Source organism: Granulicella sp. S190 (assembly GCF_009766095.1).
Lineage (GTDB): Bacteria > Acidobacteriota > Terriglobia > Terriglobales > Acidobacteriaceae > Edaphobacter.
Genome location: NZ_LMUD01000025.1, coordinates 1 through 2,307 on the forward strand (window position 1 = coordinate 1; position 2,307 = coordinate 2,307).

A 2,307-nucleotide genomic window follows, 5' to 3' on the forward strand; every position below is an offset into this window, starting at 1 on the left:
CAACTGTATCCGCCCCACACACCCCACGGGAAGACGTCAAGATCCCCCGCTCCGAAATGCTCAGAAGACTCACATCATGAACCGCAATATCAGAATTCTTCGGCAACTCCGCTAATAGTTTCACAAAGTGGTGTGCCATCTGCTCGATGCGCCAGCGATCGAATAGGTCGCGTCCATAAACCCAATGCAGGTGAAGCGTCCCGTCACTTTCGAAGGCATGGACTTCAAGATCGAAACGAACGCGGAGATCGCCGCCGGCTATGGGCTCGGCTGAGAGTCCAGAAAAAGCCGGAGAGCCTCCGGGAGCGTTCTGCAAAGCGAAGACTACCTGGCTCAATGGCGCGTGGCTCAGGCTGCGCTCGGGAGCCAACTCATCCACCAAGCGTTCGAATGGCACGTTTTGATGCTCATAGGCATCGAGAGTCATTCGCCGCACTTCGGAAAGAAGATCGGTAAAACTGCGAGCGAGGTCCACCTTCACCCGCATCACCAGCGAGTTAATAAAGAAACCAATGAGTGGTTCCAACTGGGAGGCCGGACGATTCGAGACCGGAGTGGCGATGGGGAAGTCGGTTTGACCGCAATAACGCTCGAGCAAAACAGAAAAGGCGGCAAGCAGAGTCATATAGAGCGTGGCCTGATTTTTCTGGCTGAGCTTCTGCAGAGCAGCAAGACAATTGCTGTCCGTCTTTACGCTGCAGATGTCCGCACGGTAGGTCGGGACGGCTGGGCGAGAGCGGTCTGCAGGTAACGCCAATCGTCCGGTGAGCCCGGCCAGTTGATGTCTCCAATAGCCGAGGTCGCGAGCGAATTTTTCTTCATCGACCGAACGCTGTTCCCATAAAGAAAAGTCTGCATATTGAAGCGGAAGAGGATCGAGCGAATGCTTGCGGCCTTCCAGGGACGCGTTGTAGATCTCCGCAAGTTCCCGGTTGAAGATCCCGAGCGACCATGCATCCGAAACGATGTGATGAAACGTAACGAGCAGGATGTGGTCTTCCGGAGCGAGCTGCAAAAGCCTCGCACGGAGCAATGGTCCATGAGCCAGATCGAACGGCTCGTCCCACTCGCGACGCAACGCAGCCGTAACCACGGCAAGAAGCGAGGCGTCATCCGCGGCTCCAGCCTCTTCCAGAAGAAGGGGGATCACCAGCGATGGCACGATTCTCTGCACCGGTTCACCGTCGATCAGCACGAAGGCTGTTCTCAAAGCTTCATGGCGATCCACGATGTCATTGATACCGCGGGCCAACGCGGATACATCCAGCGGGCCGCGCAAGCGCAGGGCCTCCGGCAGGTTATATTCCGCGCTGGAGCCCTCTAACTGATCGATAAACCACAGGCGCTTCTGGCCGGTGGAAAGGGGAATTTGTTCCGGGCGCGGCTGCGGAGCGAGGGGCGTCTTGGTGGCGGATATCGAGCCCTGATTCTGGGCCAGCTCCGCGACTGTGGGGCCTTCGAAAAAGGATCCAATCGAGACTTCCACGTGCAGTAGATCGCGCAGCCGGGAGATCATCTGGACTGCCAGTAGCGAGTGGCCGCCGCAGTCGAGAAAATGGTCGTGTATGCCGATCTTTTCAAGGCCGAGGATGTTCGCCCAAAGCTTCGCGATTGCTTCTTCCGTAGCGTTGCGTGGCGCGGTGTATGGTGTTGAGAGTTCGGGCCGGGGAGCAACATGAGAGGATTGTTGCGCGAGCGCGGACTGCGGGGCCTCTTCCTGCAGGAGCGAGTGAGATGGCGTGGTCTTCAGGGCAATCGTAGACCGGTTGATCCAATACCGTTGCTGGTCGAATGCATAGGTCGGCAGGGAAATTCGCTGCCGCTTTTCTCCTCGATGTAACGTTTCCCAATTAACTGTGGCGCCATTGGCCCAGAGACTCGCGAGCGATTCTCGCATGGTCTTCATGGCCGATTCTTCGCTTCGGGCTCTCGGTAGCGAGGAAAGAGCGAGGAAGGATGTTCCGTTCATGGCGTGACGTGCGAGTGTCGTCAGCGACTGGCCGGGGCCAACTTCGAGAAATGCCAGTTCTTTCCGTTGTTTCAGCATCTCGATATTTTTCCCAAACCGGACAGTCTCGCGAAGATGACGTCCCCAGTATTCCGGATCCGTGGCCTGCTCCGGAGTAATCCAGGTCCCTGTCAGGTTCGAGAGATACGGCAACGCGGGTGCGCGAAGCGTGACCTTGCGCATGTGATCCACAAAGGCATCGAGTACAGGTTCCATGCTTGCGGAATGAAAGGCATGTGAGGTTTCAAGACGCTTCCAGGAGATCGAGGCCGCATTCAACTTTGCCTGGGTGTGCTCGA

General features: G+C 57.1%; 1 protein-coding gene. It reads right to left on the reverse strand.

What is annotated here, in order from left to right:
* A partial coding sequence (locus tag GSQ94_RS15720; RefSeq protein WP_254063912.1) for a condensation domain-containing protein occupies positions 1–2,047 on the reverse strand: 2,047 nt, incomplete at its 3' end.
* Positions 2,048–2,307: the final 260 nt, after the last annotated feature.